This window comes from Streptomyces lavendulae subsp. lavendulae (assembly GCF_002803845.1).
Classification (GTDB): domain Bacteria; phylum Actinomycetota; class Actinomycetes; order Streptomycetales; family Streptomycetaceae; genus Streptomyces; species Streptomyces lavendulae.
The window spans coordinates 4,873,497-4,887,884 of sequence record NZ_CP024985.1 but is presented as its reverse complement, the minus strand read 5'-3'; the positions used below and the strand labels follow the sequence as shown (position 1 = coordinate 4,887,884).

At 70.2% G+C, this 14,388-nt stretch carries 17 protein-coding genes and 1 pseudogene; 4 read left to right on the top strand and 14 right to left on the bottom strand.

What is annotated here, in order from left to right; genetic code table 11:
* Positions 1 to 101: 101 nt before the first annotated feature.
* On the bottom strand, positions 102 to 1,265 hold the full coding sequence (mqnE, locus tag SLAV_RS21685) for an aminofutalosine synthase MqnE (protein ID WP_030232071.1): 1,164 nt from the start codon (positions 1,263 to 1,265) through the stop codon (positions 102 to 104).
* Positions 1,266 to 1,320: 55 nt separating this feature from the next.
* Positions 1,321 to 1,776 (bottom strand): Lrp/AsnC family transcriptional regulator, encoded by a 456-nt coding sequence (locus SLAV_RS21680; protein WP_030232075.1) that lies wholly within the window; start codon positions 1,774 to 1,776, stop codon positions 1,321 to 1,323.
* Positions 1,777 to 1,897: 121 nt separating this feature from the next.
* Here SLAV_RS21680 and SLAV_RS43195 point away from each other — a divergent pair, with 121 nt between their 5' ends.
* Complete coding sequence (locus tag SLAV_RS43195) at positions 1,898 to 2,032, top strand: hypothetical protein (RefSeq protein WP_256462232.1); 135 nt, start codon at positions 1,898 to 1,900, stop codon at positions 2,030 to 2,032.
* Here SLAV_RS43195 and SLAV_RS21675 read toward each other — a convergent pair.
* Entirely contained in the window at positions 2,029 to 2,712 is a 684-nt protein-coding gene (locus SLAV_RS21675; protein WP_030232077.1) for a UbiX family flavin prenyltransferase, read from the bottom strand. The two genes, SLAV_RS43195 and SLAV_RS21675, sit on opposite strands and share 4 nt — an antisense overlap.
* An 87-nt stretch (positions 2,713 to 2,799) precedes the next feature.
* Here SLAV_RS21675 and SLAV_RS21670 point away from each other — a divergent pair, with 87 nt between their 5' ends.
* Complete coding sequence (locus SLAV_RS21670; protein ID WP_030232079.1) at positions 2,800 to 3,393, top strand: rhomboid family intramembrane serine protease; 594 nt, start codon at positions 2,800 to 2,802, stop codon at positions 3,391 to 3,393.
* 4 nt (positions 3,394 to 3,397) lie between these two features.
* Here SLAV_RS21670 and SLAV_RS21665 read toward each other — a convergent pair whose 3' ends face one another.
* From SLAV_RS21665 to SLAV_RS21650, 4 genes are read right to left on the bottom strand one after another with little or no spacing between them, the layout of a single operon-like run.
* Positions 3,398 to 3,982 carry a Uma2 family endonuclease gene (locus tag SLAV_RS21665; protein ID WP_078950403.1) on the bottom strand — a complete coding sequence of 195 codons (585 nt, stop codon included), beginning with the start codon at positions 3,980 to 3,982 and terminating at the stop codon, positions 3,398 to 3,400.
* A gap of 26 nt (positions 3,983 to 4,008) precedes the next feature.
* Positions 4,009 to 4,932, bottom strand: coding sequence for a menaquinone biosynthesis prenyltransferase MqnP (gene mqnP, locus SLAV_RS21660; protein WP_030232083.1), 924 nt, complete (start codon positions 4,930 to 4,932; stop codon positions 4,009 to 4,011).
* Complete coding sequence (locus tag SLAV_RS21655) at positions 4,929 to 5,414, bottom strand: hypothetical protein (protein ID WP_037687605.1); 486 nt, start codon at positions 5,412 to 5,414, stop codon at positions 4,929 to 4,931. The genes mqnP and SLAV_RS21655 overlap by 4 nt, the downstream gene beginning before the upstream one ends.
* Positions 5,411 to 6,868 (bottom strand): menaquinone biosynthesis decarboxylase, encoded by a 1,458-nt coding sequence (locus tag SLAV_RS21650; protein ID WP_030232087.1) that lies wholly within the window; start codon positions 6,866 to 6,868, stop codon positions 5,411 to 5,413. The genes SLAV_RS21655 and SLAV_RS21650 overlap by 4 nt, the downstream gene beginning before the upstream one ends.
* A gap of 90 nt (positions 6,869 to 6,958) precedes the next feature.
* On the opposite strand from SLAV_RS21650, the gene SLAV_RS21645 reads away from it, so the two are divergent.
* Positions 6,959 to 7,285 (top strand): PLD nuclease N-terminal domain-containing protein, encoded by a 327-nt coding sequence (locus SLAV_RS21645; protein WP_030232089.1) that lies wholly within the window; start codon positions 6,959 to 6,961, stop codon positions 7,283 to 7,285.
* Between the two features lie 39 nt (positions 7,286 to 7,324).
* On the opposite strand, the pseudogene SLAV_RS43190 reads toward SLAV_RS21645, so the two are convergent.
* Positions 7,325 to 7,579, bottom strand: a pseudogene (locus tag SLAV_RS43190) (LysR substrate-binding domain-containing protein); the annotation flags it as partial.
* Between the two features lie 130 nt (positions 7,580 to 7,709).
* Here SLAV_RS43190 and SLAV_RS21635 point away from each other — a divergent pair.
* The gene (locus SLAV_RS21635) at positions 7,710 to 8,252 is read left to right on the top strand and encodes a hypothetical protein (protein WP_051841070.1); all 543 of its coding nucleotides are present in this window, start codon (positions 7,710 to 7,712) and stop codon (positions 8,250 to 8,252) included.
* On the opposite strand, the gene SLAV_RS21630 is transcribed toward SLAV_RS21635, so the two are convergent.
* The 6 genes from SLAV_RS21630 to SLAV_RS21605 all read right to left on the bottom strand — a co-directional run bounded on the left by SLAV_RS21630 (position 8,228) and on the right by SLAV_RS21605 (position 14,329).
* Entirely contained in the window at positions 8,228 to 8,731 is a 504-nt protein-coding gene (locus SLAV_RS21630) for an SRPBCC domain-containing protein (protein ID WP_030232095.1), read from the bottom strand. The genes SLAV_RS21635 and SLAV_RS21630 overlap by 25 nt on opposite strands.
* A gap of 25 nt (positions 8,732 to 8,756) precedes the next feature.
* Positions 8,757 to 9,839 carry a c-type cytochrome biogenesis protein CcsB gene (ccsB, locus tag SLAV_RS21625; RefSeq protein WP_030232097.1) on the bottom strand — a complete coding sequence of 361 codons (1,083 nt, stop codon included), beginning with the start codon at positions 9,837 to 9,839 and terminating at the stop codon, positions 8,757 to 8,759.
* The gene (resB, locus tag SLAV_RS21620; protein ID WP_051841071.1) at positions 9,836 to 11,572 is read right to left on the bottom strand and encodes a cytochrome c biogenesis protein ResB; all 1,737 of its coding nucleotides are present in this window, start codon (positions 11,570 to 11,572) and stop codon (positions 9,836 to 9,838) included. Before resB ends, ccsB begins: the two co-directional genes overlap by 4 nt.
* A 13-nt stretch (positions 11,573 to 11,585) precedes the next feature.
* Positions 11,586 to 12,362 (bottom strand): cytochrome c biogenesis CcdA family protein, encoded by a 777-nt coding sequence (locus SLAV_RS21615; protein WP_030232101.1) that lies wholly within the window; start codon positions 12,360 to 12,362, stop codon positions 11,586 to 11,588.
* Positions 12,363 to 12,366: 4 nt separating this feature from the next.
* Positions 12,367 to 13,011, bottom strand: coding sequence for a TlpA family protein disulfide reductase (locus SLAV_RS21610; protein ID WP_030232103.1), 645 nt, complete (start codon positions 13,009 to 13,011; stop codon positions 12,367 to 12,369).
* A 76-nt stretch (positions 13,012 to 13,087) separates the two neighbouring features.
* Positions 13,088 to 14,329 carry a polysaccharide deacetylase family protein gene (locus SLAV_RS21605; RefSeq protein ID WP_030232105.1) on the bottom strand — a complete coding sequence of 414 codons (1,242 nt, stop codon included), beginning with the start codon at positions 14,327 to 14,329 and terminating at the stop codon, positions 13,088 to 13,090.
* Positions 14,330 to 14,388: the final 59 nt, after the last annotated feature.

The window sequence follows — 14,388 nt, the reverse complement described above, 5'->3', positions numbered from 1 at the left end:
CCCTAATGCTAGCCATTACACACCCTCCCGGGCAACGCAAAAGCCCCGGTCCGCCGGGGGTGTTCCGGGGGCCGGGGCTCCGCGCGCGCGAGGGCCGGGCGTCAGACGCGCATCGCCTGCGGGGTCTCGCGCAGGCCGGCGTCGGGGCCGGGGTACTCGCGGATGACCTCGTAGCGGGTGTTGCGCTCGACCGGGCGGAAGCCCGCCTCGCGGATCAGCTCCAGCAGGTCCTCGCGGCCCAGCTTGTTCGGGGTGCCGTAGTTGTCCGCGTCGTGCGTGATCTTGTACTCGACGACCGAGCCGTCCATGTCGTCCGCGCCGTGCTGCAGCGCGAGCTGGGCGGTCTGCACGCCGTGCATCACCCAGAAGACCTTCACGTGCGGCACGTTGTCGAAGAGGAGGCGCGAGACCGCGAAGGTCTTGAGGGCCTCGGCGCCGGTCGCCATCGTCGTGCGCGCCTGGAGCTTGTTGCGGACCTTGCCGTCCTGCATGTCCACGAAGTCGTGCTGGTAGCGCAGCGGGATGAAGACCTGGAAACCGCCGGTCTCGTCCTGGAGCTCGCGCAGCCGCAGCACGTGGTCCACGCGGTGGCGCGGCTCCTCGATGTGCCCGTAGAGCATGGTGCTCGGGGTCTTGAGACCCTTCTCGTGCGCCAGGCGGTGGATGCGCGACCAGTCTTCCCAGTGGGTGCGGTGGTCCACGATGTGCTGGCGGACCTCCCAGTCGAAGATCTCCGCGCCGCCGCCGGTGAGCGACTCCAGCCCGGCCTCGATCAGCTCGTCGAGGATCTCGGAGGCCGAGAGGCCGGAGATCGTCTCGAAGTGGTGGATCTCGGTGGCCGTGAACGCCTTCAGCGAGACGTTCGGCAGCGCCTCCTTGAGGGCGGACAGCGAGCGCGGGTAGTACCGCCACGGCAGGGTGGGGTGGAGGCCGTTGACGATGTGCAGCTCGGTGAGGTTCTCGTTCTCCATGGCCTTGGCCAGGCGGACGGCCTCCTCGATGCGCATCGTGTACGCGTCCTTCTCGCCCGGCTTGCGCTGGAACGAGCAGTACGCGCACGAGGCGGTGCAGACGTTCGTCATGTTGAGGTGGCGGTTGACGTTGAAGTGGACGACGTCACCGTTCTTGCGCGTGCGCACCTCGTGGGCGAGGCCGCCCAGCCAGGCCAGGTCGTCCGACTCGTAGAGGGCGATCCCGTCCTCACGCGTCAGCCGCTCGCCGGAGCGGACCTTCTCCTCCAGCTCGCGCTTGAGCCCAGCGTCCATGCCGGTGTCTCCTCTATGTGTCCCGTCCTGCGTGCAACCGCCACCCACCGTACTCTCAGCCCTCTTCGGGCAGCTCCCCGACCCGGTTCTCCCACTTCGTGGACAGCACGATGGTGGTACGGGTGCGCGAGACGCCCTTGGTGCCGGAGAGCTTGCGGATGATCTTCTCCAGGCCGTCGACGTCGCTGGCGCGGACCTTGAGCATGAAGGAGTCGTCGCCGGCGATGAACCAGCAGTCCTCGATCTCCGCGAGGTCGCGCAGCCGGCGCGCCACGTCCTCGTGGTCCGCGGCGTCGGAGAGGGAGATGCCGATCAGCGCGGTGACGCCGAGACCGAGCGAGGCCGAGTCCACGGTCGCGCGGTAGCCGGTGATCACACCGGCCGTCTCCAGCCGGTTGATGCGGTCGGTGACGCTGGGGCCGGAGAGGCCCACGAGACGGCCCAGCTCCGCGTACGAGGCACGACCGTTCTCGCGAAGTGCCTGGATGAGCTGCCTGTCCACCGTGTCCATTACGTGGAGCCTTCCATTATTCGGCGTTACTGCAAGTCTAGGTATAGAATCAAAGGCACACAGGGTCAACACCCTGTGAATCTTTCAACAGATCAATGACGATCTTCAGGAGTGGTTCACCGTGTACACGATCGAGATGGCCTACGCGCACATGCGACAGCTCCAGGAGCTGGCCAACCGATCCCGCACCGACCAGCCGTCCGCCGCGCACCGCGTCGACAAGACCCGCAAGCCGCGCGGCTCCAAGAAGCGCTAGTCACCGGACTGGCCACGGGGACGGGCCGCGCCCAGCTCCCCCTCCCAACGGCGGTACAGCCGGTGCGGCACCCCTGCCGCGTCCAGCACCCGCCCCGCGACGAAATCCACCAGATCCTGGATGTGCGTCGCACCCGCGTAGAACGCCGGAGAGGCGGGCAGCACGATCGCGCCCGCCTCGTCCAGCGCCACCAGATGCCTGAGCGTCTGCCCGTTCAGCGGGGTCTCCCGCACCGCGACCACCAGCCGGCGCCGCTCCTTGAGCGTCACGCTCGCGACGCGCTGGAGCAGGTCCTTCGACAGTCCCAGCGCCACACCGGCCACGCACGCCGTGGACGCGGGGACGATCAGCATCCCCTTCACGGGGTACGAGCCCGAGCTCGGACCGGCCGCCAGATCACCCGCCCCCCAGTAGCGGACGGCGTCCAGATCCGGCACCTGGAAGGTACCCGGCTTCCCGTCGGCCCCCCGGCCCAGCCACTCGGCGAGGTCGTCGCGCCAGTGCGCGTCCCGGAAGGCGATGCCCGTCTCGTCCAGCAGGGTCAGCCGCGAGGCGCGACTGACCACCAGGTCCACGTCCTCGCCGCCCGCCAGCAGCCCGCGGACCACCGCCGCCGCGTACGGCGTCCCGGAGGCCCCGGAAACCCCGACCACCCACGGGGTGCGCTTGCGCTCTGTCATACCTCCGAGACTATCCGGCCACGGAGCGAAGGCACTCGGTAAGGTGACCGCACGTCCCAGGGCGTGGGACGGCACGAGGGGACGTACATGAACGCGATGGCCGAAGAGACCTGGTCGCAGACGGACCGGGCCAAGGCCGCGGCCCGGCTGATGCTCGGCTGGGTAGGCCTGTTGTGGGCGATCGAGGCCGTCGACCTCGTCACCGGCCACGCGCTCGACGCGTACGGGATACCCGCCCGCGACCCGGACGGCCTGAGCGGCATCCTCTTCGCGCCCTTCCTGCACTTCGGCTTCGCCCACGTCGCCGCCAACAGCGTCCCGCTGGTGGTGCTCGGCTTCGTCACGGCCCTGTCCGGGATCCGCCGGTTCCTGGCGGTGTCCGCCCTGATCATGCTGGCCGACGGCATCGGCATCTGGCTGATCGCGGCGCCGAACACGATGACGCTCGGCGCCTCCGGCCTGGTCTTCGGACTCTTCGGCTACCTGCTCGTCCGGGGCTTCGTGGAACGCAGGGCGCTCGGCATCGCGGTGGCCCTGGGGGTCGCCGCCCTCTGGGGCACCACGATCGTGGCCGGCATCCTGCCGACCGACACCACCGTGAGCTGGCAGGCCCACCTGTGCGGCCTGGCCGCGGGCATCGCCACGGCCGTGTACCACCGCCGCCCGGTGCGGAACTCCTAGGCGCTCAGGCGGCCGTGCCCGGGTCCACGGGGAGGGGCGCGGTGTCCAGCGACAGCTTGCCGATGCCCGTCTCCACGACGACCGTCTCGCCGTACGGGATCACGTCCCGGCCGCGGTAGCCGTCGGGGCCGGGGTTCCAGAGGGTCGTGCACTGGGCCTTGTACGGGTCGAAGATCAGGTAGTGCGGGATCCCGCGCCGGGCGTAGGCGCGGTCCTTGACCTCGTAGTCGTTGCGGACGCTGCTCGGGGAGACGACCTCGACGGCCAGCTCGATCAGGTCGGGCGGGTAGGCGCTGAGGTTCTTGTCCGCCTCCGCCGCCGGGAGCACCGCGAGGTCGGGGCAGAACTCGTTGTCCCCGTCGAACGGAACCGCGACATCGCTGATGAAGCCCCACTCCTGCGACAGCTGGACTTCCAGTGCGTTCCACAGCAGCCGGATGGTCCGGGCATGGTGCGGCTTCAGCGGACTCATCACGATGGCGCCCTCGACAATCTCCATCCGGTAGCCCGGGAACATGTCCTCGAACCGGCTGAGCTGCGAGTGCAGGCGGTCGCTCTCCGAGACGGTCACGTCGGCCTCCCTGTCCATGCACTCGATGGTAGGCCGCACGCTACTCAGACCGTCAGACCCCGCACCACGAGATCGGCCAAAGCACACACGAACAGGGCGATGCCGATGAAGCCGTTGACCGTGAAGAAGGCGCGGTTCAGGCGGGACAGGTCGTGCGGCTTCACGATGGTGTGCTCGTAGCAGAACGCCGCCACGACGACCAGCAGGCCGAACCAGAACAGCGGGCCCGCGTCGGTGAGCAGCGCGTACCAGACGAGCAGGGCCGTGGTGACGACGTGGGCGCCGCGGGCGCCCCACAGGGCCGCCGGGACGCCGAAGCGGGCCGGGACGGACTTGACTCCCTCCGCCCGGTCCGCGGCCACGTCCTGGCAGGCGAAGATCAGGTCGAAGCCGCCGATCCACACGCCGACGGCGAGGCCGAGGACCACGGCCTCCCAGGACCACTCGCCCGTGACGGCGAGCCACGCGCCGATCGGCCCCATCGCCTGGGCCAGGCCCAGGATGGCGTGCGGGAAGTTCGTGAACCGCTTGCCGTACGGGTACACCACCATCGGGACGACGGCGACGGGCGCCAGCGCCAGGCACAGCGGGTTCAGCAGGGCCGCCGACCCGAGGAACACCACGAGCGCGGCCCCGGCCCCGGTCCACGCGGACCGTACGGACACCGCGCCGGTGACCAGCTCGCGCCCGGCCGTGCGCGGGTTGCGGGCGTCGATCTCCCGGTCGATGATCCGGTTCGCGGCCATCGCGAAGGTCCGCAGGCCCACCATGCAGACGGTGACCAGCAGCAGCTCCGCCCAGTGGACGGTGCCGTCGAGCCGGAACATCGCGGTGAAGGCGGCGATGTAGGCGAAGGGCAGCGCGAAGACCGAGTGCTCGATCATCACGAGCCGCAGGAAGGCCTTCACCTTGCCGGCGGACTGCGGCGCGGGGCCCGGCCCGAGGACGCCCTCGGCAGCCGATGTCATCCGAGGGACCTCCGGAACTGTTCGAGTTCGGCGCGCAGGTCCGCGATGGACGACGGGCCGATCTCCACCTCCAGCAGGGGCGTTCCCTCGGAGGGCGGCGGGACGACGCTGGCCAGGAAGGCGAAGCCCTCGCCCGCGGGGCGGCCGTCGATGCGCAGCACGTCGTGCGCGGCGACCGTCAGCACCTCGGTGAACTCGGCCTCCGGGTCGGCGATCGCGGCGAGCAGCCGCTCCGCGAAGGCGCCGGCGGCGTCGTCGGAGAGCTCGTTCAGGGCGATCTCCCGCCCCTCACCGTCGGTGCGGTCGGCGATCAGCTGCCACTGGTCGGACGGGCCGGCGAACTCCTCGGGGGTGACCCCGGCGCGCTCGGCGGCCTCCTTGACCGCCGGCTGGGCCGGGTCGATCATCGGGCGCACCAGGGCGACGCAGGGGGTGTCGCTGCCGATGAAGAGGGCGGGACCGCCCACGGCGATGGGGCTCACAGGCCGTACTCCTTCCATCGGCGGTCCACGAGGGCCGCCGTCGCGGGATCGGACTCCACCATGTCGGGCCAGCCGCCGTCGCGCGTGTAACCCTCCTCCGGCAGTTTCTTCGTGGCGTCGATGCCCGCCTTGCCGCCCCAGAACTGCTGGTACGAGGCATGGTCCAGGTGGTCCACCGGCCCCTCGACCACCGTGAGGTCGCGGGAGTAGTCGGTGTTGCCCAGCGCCCGCCAGGACACCTCGTGCAGGTCGTGGACGTCGCAGTCCTTGTCGACCACGATGATCAGCTTGGTCAGCGACATCATGTGGGCGCCCCAGATGGCGTGCATGACCTTCTGCGCGTGCTTGGGGTACTTCTTGTCGATCGAGACGATCGCGCAGTTGTGGAAGCCGCCCGACTCGGGGAGGTGGTAGTCCACGATGTCCGGCACGATGATCTTGAGGAGCGGCAGGAAGAAACGCTCCGTCGCGCGGCCGAGCGGTCCGTCCTCGGTCGGCGGGCGGCCGACGACGATGGACTGGAGCAGCGGGCGCTTGCGCATCGTCACACAGTCGATCTTCAGCGCGGGGAACGGTTCCTGCGGGGTGTAGAAGCCGGTGTGGTCGCCGAAGGGCCCCTCGGGCAGCATCTCGCCCGGCTCCAGCCAGCCCTCGACGACGACCTCGGCGTTGGCCGGGACCTGGAGCGGGACCGTCTTGCAGTCGACCATCTCGATCCGCTTGCCCGCGACGAACCCGGCGAAGAGGTACTCGTCGATGTCGCCCGGCAGCGGCGCGGTCGACGCGTACGTCACGGCGGGCGGGCAGCCGAAGGCGATCGCGACCGGCAGCCGCTCGCCGCGCGCGGCGGCGACGGCGTAGTGGTTGCGGCTGTCCTTGTGGATCTGCCAGTGCATGCCGATGGTGCGCTTGTCGTGGCGCTGGAGGCGGTAGAGGCCGAGGTTGCGCACGCCCGTCTCGGGGTGCTTGGTGTGGGTGAGGCCCAGGTTGAAGAAGGAGCCGCCGTCCTTGGGCCAGGTGAAGAGGGCCGGCAGCCGGTCCAGGTCCACGTCGTCGCCGGTGAGGACGACCTCCTGGACGGGCGCGGCCTCGCCCTTCACCTTCTTCGGCGGGACGTGCACCATCGAGCCGAGCTTGCCGAAGGCCTCGCGGACCCCGATGAAGCCCTGGGGCAGCTCGGGCTTGAGCAGGCCGCCGATCTTCTCGCTGATCTCGCCGTACGACTTCAGGCCGAGGGCCTTGAGCAGGCGCCGGTCGGTCCCGAAGACGTTCATGGCGAGCGGCATCGCCGAGCCCTTGACGTTCTCGAAGAGCAGGGCCGGGCCGCCCGCCTTGTTCACTCTGTCGACGATCTCCCCGATCTCCAGGTACGGGTCGACTTCGGCCTTGATGCGCTTGAGGTCGCCCTCCCGCTCCAGAGCCCGGAGCAGCGAGCGGAGATCGTCGTAAGCCATGGGGCCCAGTATCCGTCACCAACTACCCTGGGGACGTCACCGGGGCCCCGCGCGGGCCCGCCGCCACTGCTGGGGAGTCGGTCCCACACCGTGCTGCGCTATCTGCCGTTCCTGCTGATCATCGCGCTGACCATCTACACCTTCATCGACTGTCTGAACACCCCCGAGGAAGAGGTCAAGCACCTCCCCAAGGTGGTGTGGGTGATCATCATCCTGGTCTTCTCGATCGTCGGGCCGGTGGTGTGGCTGTTCGCGGGCAAGAAGCGCCAGGGCGTCGGCGGCGGCCGCCCGGGGCGCACCCAGTGGGTGGCGCCGGACGACAACCCGGAGTTCCTGAAGTCCCTGCGCGAGGAGCAGGAGAGCCGGGAGAACCGCGAGAAGCGGGAGAAGCGGGATGAGAAGGACAAGGACCAGTAGGCCAGTGGGGCCTGTACGGACGCCAGGACGCGGGCGGGCGTAGTACTCCCGCGTGTGCGCCGAGGTCAGCAGCGCGCCCTGGCCGGCGGCGACCAGGACCAGCGCCTCCTGCGTGTTGGTCACCTCCGGTCCGCGCCGGATGGGCCGTCCGGACGGGGTGCGCGCCGGGCTCTGGTGCTCGCGCCGGTACGGGGGCCGGTCCCCGGCGACGGTCAGCAGTGGCACCTGCGCCAGCTCCTCCAGGGTCACGGCCTCCCGCCCGGCCAGCGGGTGCCCGGCGGGCAGGGCCAGCACCCGGGCCTCGGTCAGCGGCGCGGGCCCCTCCCCCAGATCGGCCTCGCGGACCGGGAACTCGGCGGTCTGCACGCGGAATGTGACGCAGAAGTTGATTGAACACGTTCAATAGGCCTGTCAGAATGGGCCCATGCCACTGCCACGGGCCCCGCGCGAGCGCGGGCCGCGGATCCTCGACACGATCCTGCGCAATCTCCTCGCCTACGGGGTGCTCGTCGCCGTGCTGCTCACCCTGACCGGGTGGAACCCGCAGCACGGCACGCGGCCCGTCCCCGCCGTCTACGACGCCGACCTCTCCGAGATCGTCGGCACCTGGCGCTGCGTCGACGGCACCGAGGTGGTCTTCCGTACGGACGGCAGCGCCTCGGTCACCCTGCTCGACGGCCAGGAACGCGACTACGCCGCCGGCTGGCGGCTCTCCGGCCCCGGCCGCTGGCGGCTCACCGAGGACCGCGACGCCGGCCGCAACCTCGGACAGCACCTGCGCCTGGTCCTGCCCGCCGCCACGGCCACCGCCACCCGGGCCGGCACCGTCACCGGGGCGCCGGGCCGCTACTCCTGGACCTTCGAGCTGCGCCGCGACGCGCACCACTCGCTGGAGCTGTACTTCTTCCTCGGCAACGGGACCGGGCCGGGCCCGCGCGGGGCCTACGTCCTGGAGAAGGACGCGTAGGAGGCCCGCAGCTGCGACCGGCGGTCCCCGGTCCACACCGACCAGTCGACGGGCTGACCGCCCAGGGCGGCCTCCAGCCGTTCGAAGTGCTCGTGCCAGGTGGCCAGGCAGTCCAGGCGCTCCGCCTCGGATCCGGTGCGCTCGTTGAGGAAGCGGACGACCGTCGAATCGGTGCCCACCGGGTCCAGGTGGAAGCGGATCCGGCCCTCGCCGGTGACCGTGTACTCCACGACCCGCTCGGTGTCCCAGGCCGTGACCTTCCCCCACACCGTGTCGCCGGTGTACGGCCGGCGCAGGGCGACCGACCCGCCGAACCGGCGTTCCAGCACGTCCGCCGCCGCCAGCCAGCCGTACAGCCCGTCCGCCGTGGTCAGGGCGGGCCACACGGCCTCGTAGGCGAAGGGCACGTGCGTCTCGAAGCGGACGATCCAGCGTCCGCCCTCACGCGGCTCGCTGGTGGCATGGCTCACAGGAGGCATACCACCAGCGTCGCACCGACCGGGCTCAGACGCCCGCGTACGAGTGCTTGCCGCTGAGGAGGATGTTCACGCCGTAGTAGTTCCAGATCCAGCAGGCGAAGGCGAACAGCGCCAGGTACGCCGCCTTGCGGCCCTTCCAGCCCGCGGTGGCCCGCGCGTGCAGGTAGCAGGCGTACGCCACCCACGTCACGAAGGACCACACCTCCTTGGGGTCCCAGCCCCAGTAGCGGCCCCACGCGTCGCCGGCCCAGATCGCGCCCGCGACGATGGTGAAGGTCCACAGCGGGAAGACCGCCGCGTTGATGCGGTACGAGAACTTGTCGAGCGAGGCCGCCGAGGGCAGCCGCTCCATCACCGAGGAACGGAAGCGGCCCGGCGTGCGGCCGGCCTCCAGGTGGGCCTCGTAGCTGTCGCGGAACAGGTAGAGCACCGCGCCCGCCGCACCGATGTAGAAGACGGCGCCGCAGAAGATGGCCGTCGAGACGTGGATCCACAGCCAGTACGAGTGCAGGGCCGGAACCAGCTGGTCACTGGCGGTGTACAGCCAGGTGGTGGCGATGCCCAGGTCCAGCAGGACCGTGGTGATCAGGATCAGGCCGAGCCAGCGGACGTTCTTCTTCAGCGCCAGCAGCGCCAGGTACGCGCCGACGGCCACCGTGGAGAAGGTCACCGAGAACTCGTACATGTTGCCCCAGGGGGCCCGCTCGACCGACATCGCGCGGGAGACCACGCCGGCCGCCTCGATGAGGAAGCCGAGGACGGTCAGCGAGACCGCGATCCGCCCGTAGAGGTCGCCCTTCTCGGTGCCGCCCGCCGCGCCGGGGCCGTCCGGGACGTCCCGGGAGCCCGCCGCGGAGCGGGTGACGACCTGCGGCTTGTCGAGGACGGCCGTGCCGCCGCCCTTGGTCCGCACCTGGACGGCGGGCGCCGCACCGGCCGCGGCCGTCGTCAGCGCGGCGGCCGTACGGCCCACCTTGCTGCGGCTGCCGAAGACCCATTCGGTGATGTGGGCGAAGAAGGCGAGCGTGTAGACCGCCATCGACGCGTACACCAGCTTGTTGCTGAGATCGGCCAGGCTCTCGTTGGTCGCGGCCGCGAGCAGCGTCATGCGCGCTCTCCTTCGTGGGCTTCATCTACGGATGACGCGGATCCTGCGGATTCCGCGTCTGCGGGGGGTGCGGCGGCGGGCGCGGAGGGCGCCCGCTCGAACAGGGCGGCCGAGAGCGCCGACAGCTCCTCCGGCAGCTTCGCGGACTCGCTGCGGCCCAGGCCCGCCATCTCGACGACGGTCACGCCGTCCTCGCCGCGCACCGCGCGGACCCAGACCCGGCGGCGCTGGATGAACAGGGAGGCGGCCAGACCGCCGATGGCGGCCATGGCGCCCGCGAGGGCCAGCCCGCTGGCCGGCTGCCGGGTGACCGAGAAGGTCGCCCAGCGCTCGACGCCCTCGAACCTGACGGTGCCCTCGCCTCCCGGGAGCTCCATCGACTCACCGGGCAGCAGCCGCTTCTTGAACAGCTGCCCGTCGGCGTCCTTGAACTCCTGCAGCTTGGAGGTGTTCAGCTGGTACACGTTCTGCGGCAGGCCCGAGTCGACGCCCAGGCTGCCGTGGTAGGCGCTCAGCGCGAGGACGGGGAAGTCCAGCGCCGGGAACTGCGAGAGCATCGTGCCCTTGCCCTCGCCCGCGAAGGTCGGCACGAACATGGCGTTGAAGCCGAGCTGCTCCTTGTCGCCGTTCTTGTTGCGGTAGCCGTCCGGGACCTTGACCGCGCCCGAGGAGCTCAGGTTCGCGTCGAAGGGCAGCATCGGGACGGCGTCCTTGTAGATCACCTTCCCGGTGGGGTCGGTGACCGAGATGACGGGCGCGTACCCGTGCCCCAGCAGGAAGATCTTGGAGCCGTCGATCTCCAGGGGCTTGTTGACCTCGATCTCGGCCTTGTGCGGCGCGCCCTCGGCACCCTCGCTGTAGGTCACGTACGCCTTGAAGTCGCGCGCGGTGCCCTTCTGCGGACCCGTCTTCTCGTACGTCGCGTCGAACTTGTCCAGCGTGAACGAGAACGGCTCCAGGTCGTCCGAGGAGAAGAGGCTGCCGTACTTGAAGTCGTCGTACTGGGTGAGCGTGTTGGAGAAGCCCTTGCCGCGCAGGACGAGCTTGCCGCCCTCGGACTTGAACAGCTGACCGGCGGCGAACGCCACCAGCATCACGATCAGGGCGATGTGGAAGATCAGGTTCCCGGCCTCGCGCAGGTAGCCCTTCTCGGCGGCGACGGAGTTCCCGCCCGCCTCCGTGCGGAAGCGCCGCCCGCCCAGGAGGCCCTTCGCCGAGGCCAGCACCTCGTCCGGGGACTTCTGCGTACGCCACGTCGCGTACGCCGGCAGCCGGTCCAGGCGCCGCGGCGCGCCCGGCGGGCGGCCGGTGAGCTGGCCGACGAACTGCCAGGTGCGCGGAACGATGCAGCCGATCAGCGACACGAACAGCAGGATGTAGATCGCGGAGAACCACACCGAGCTGTAGACGTCGAAGAGCTGGAGCTTCTCGGCGGCCGGCACCCAGAACTCGTGGGTCTTCTTCCAGTCCGCGACCTTCATCGCGTCGACCTGGGTCTGCGGGATGAGGGAGCCGGGGATGGACCCGAGCGAGAGCAGGAAGAGGAGGATCAGCGCCACCCGCATGGAGGTGAGCTGGCGCCAGAACCAGCGGGCCCAGCCGATCACTCCGATGCCGACGGGGGCGGCGGGGCCGTCCTCGACGGGTGCGGTGGACAGCTGCGCGCCGGCCGCCTCGTCGGTGGGGTCGGACTCGTGCGGCGCCTCGGCGGGCGCCTTGTCGGTCGTACTCATGTGCGTGTAGTCCTCAGATCCCCACCGTGAAGCCTTGGGTCCAGCCCTGCATCTCGTTGACGATGCTGGCCCACATTCCTGTGACGAGCAGCAGACCGGTCACGATCAGCATGCCGCCGCCGATGCGCATCACCCATGCATAGTGCTTCTTCACCCAGCCGAAAGCGCCGAGCGCCTTGCGGAAGGCCAGCGCGGTGACGATGAACGGCAGGCCCAGCCCCAGACAGAACACCACGGTGAGCAGGGCTCCGCGGCCCGCGGTCGCCTGGTCGATGGAGAGGGTGTTGACCGCCGCGAGCGTCGGCCCCATGCAGGGGCTCCAGCCGACCCCGAAGAGCACGCCGAGCAGCGGCGCCCCGACCAGGCCGGCCGCCGGCTTCTTGTGGAAGCGGAACTCGCGCATCGTCAGGCCGGGGATCCACCCCATGAAGAAGAAGCCGAGGAGTATCACCACCCCGCCGAGCACCCGGGAGATGACGTCCTTGTTGGCGGCGAGGGTGTCCCCGAAGTAGCCGAAGAGCGCGCCGGTCGAGACGAAGACGGCGGTGAAGCCGAGGACGAACAGGCTCGCGCCCGCGAGCATCCGGCCGCGGCGCGCCTCGGCGAGGTCGGCGCCGCCGACGCCGGTCACATAGGACAGGTAGCCGGGGACGAGCGGCAGGACGCAGGGGGAGAAGAAGGAGACCAGCCCGGCCAGCAGCGAGAGCGGCAGGGCCAGCAGCAGCGCGCCGTTGAGCACGGTGGTGTTCACACCGGTGGCTTCGGCGGCGAGGAGGTGCGCGGTGACCACGGGGTCACTTCTCCGCGAGGAGCGGGTCGATCATCGAGCGCAGTTGCTCCTCGTTGACCGCGACGAGGGTGCGGGCGGCGATCTTGCCCTCCTTGTCGAGGACGATCGTGGAGGGGATGGACTGCGGGTTGAGCGTGCCCTTGGGGAAGCGGAGCATCAGCTTGCCGTCCGGGTCGAAGAGGCTCGGGTAGGTGATCCCGAAGTTCTCCTCGAAGGCGGTGGCGTTCTGCTTGCTGCTGTCGCGGGTGTTCATCCCGAGGAAGGCGACGTCCTTGCCGGCGTCGGCCATCTCCTTGGAGACCTTCGCGAAGTACGGCGCCTCGGCCCGGCACGGCGGGCACCAGGAGCCCCACACGTTGAGGACGACGACCTTGCCCTTGAGGGCGGTGGTGTCGGCGGTCTTGCCGTCCACGGTCTCGCCGTCGAGCTTGGGGGCGTCCACGCGGTCGGCCTTGGCCACGGTGGAGATGCCGTTGGGGCCGGTCACGTAGTTGCCCCCGGCGGAGCCGGAGGGCTTGCCGCCGCCGTCCGCGTCGCTGCACGCCGACAGGGCGAGGGTGCTCGCGAGGGTCACCGCGGTCAGCAGGACGGCGCGGCCGCCGGCGGAGCGGCGGCTACTACGGCGGACACGGGCGCGGCTAAGGCTCATGTGAAAAGTTTCGCATGGGCGATTTGCCGATCTTCCGCACCCCCCGACGGGTCGTTAAGGCGCTGGTCAGTACCGGTCAGGCGGCCGAAAGGTACGTGGACCAGCCGCCGGGCGGGGCCTGTCCGGGGGCCAGGGACCGCAGCCTGGCCAGCTGTTTCGGGTCCTGGACGTCGAGCCAGTCGGTGAACTGCCGGAAGGATACGAGGCGTACATCCTTTTTGTCCGACATGGCTTTGAGGGCCTCCTCGACGGCGTCCATGTAGATGCCGCCGTTCCACTCCTCGAAGTGGTTGCCGATGAACAGGGGCGCGCGGTTGGTCTCGTAGGCGCGGCGGAAACCGCCAAGGTAGGTGGCGGTGGCCTGGGAGCGCCAGGCGGGGTAGTTGGAGGGCACGCCCCGGGTGGTGTTCTGCGACTGGTTGGCGAGGATGTTGTAGTCCATGCTCAGCACCTCGAACGTGTGCCCGGGGAAGGGCAGCGACTGGAGGGGCAGGTCCCAGACGCCCTCCTTCTTCACCGGCCACTGCTGGAGGCCGCCGGAGGAGCTGGAGTCGTAGCGCCAGCCCAGGCGGGCGGCGGTCGGCAGCAGGCCCTCCTGGCCCAGGAGGCAGGGGGTGCGGGCGCCGATGAGCTCCTTGCGGTAGTCGAAGGGGAGCGGTTCGAGGTCGGTGAAGCCGGTGTTGGTGCGCCAGTTGGTGACGAACGCCACCGCCTGGTCGATCTCCGACCGCCAGTCGTCCGGGCTCCAGTGCGCGACGGAACCGGAGCCGACGCAGAAGTGGCCGTTGAAGTGGGTGCCGATCTCGTGGCCGTCGAGCCAGGCCTGGCGCACGAAGTGGAGGGTGTTGCGGACGTTCTCGTCCTTGAGGTAGCCGATGTCGGAGGCGCCGACGGGGTTGTTCGGGGGGTGGTACAGGCCGCTCTTGGACTCCGGCAGGAGGTAGAGGCCGGAGAGGAAGAAGGTCATCGCCGCGCCGTGGTCGCCGGCGAGCTTGAGGAAGCGGGGGAAGAGGCCGTTGCCCACCTCGCCCGCGCCGTCCCAGCTGAAGACGACGAACTGCGGAGGGGTCTGACCGCGTTCCAGGGGGACGGGCCGGGGCGGCTGGTGCGGCTGCGGTCCGGTGTCCGCGGTGGAGCCGTCGCCGATCACACGGACCGGGGCGGACGGCGCGGAGCCGTCGCCGGCCCTTATCGGGCCGCGGGCACCCGGCCCGGACCCGCCCCCACCGCCGCCGCAGCCGGCGAGCCCGATCGCGGCGGCGGCACCGAGTCCGAGCCCGAGCAATCCCCTTCGACTGACGTCGCGTACGTCGCTCATGAAATGTCATATAAACGGACAATCCTGCGGCGTCGACCCATCGACACGTCACCACGGGC